A 283-nucleotide genomic window follows, 5' to 3' on the forward strand; every position below is an offset into this window, starting at 1 on the left:
GACGCCCACCCAGTTTTCTTCCGAGCCAGGTTGTGGCGATCCGGCCAGCATGCGCTCGCCCGTGGTGGCGTCGACGGGACCGCCGTAGATCTTGCTCGCGGTGCTCACTTCGGCGGCGGTCAGGCAGTTGCTGGTTCTGGTCGCGCCGCTGGCGCATTGAATCGACGCGGGGTCGAAGTTGCAGGTGCGCGGATCGGCGATCAAGCCGTCGGGCACGCCTGCCTGTCCGCCGCATGCGGCCACGACGGCCTTGTGCAGCACGAGCGCCTTGTCGGCATACAGG

Annotated in this window: 1 protein-coding gene; it reads right to left on the bottom strand. The window is 68.2% G+C overall.

Annotated features, from left to right (window positions below; all coding sequences use genetic code 11):
- A partial coding sequence (locus SB816_RS31050) for a tannase/feruloyl esterase family alpha/beta hydrolase (RefSeq protein WP_410548122.1) occupies positions 1-283 on the bottom strand: 283 nt, incomplete at both ends.

This window comes from Achromobacter sp. SIMBA_011 (assembly GCF_046535435.1).
Lineage (GTDB): Bacteria > Pseudomonadota > Gammaproteobacteria > Burkholderiales > Burkholderiaceae_B > Achromobacter > Achromobacter dolens.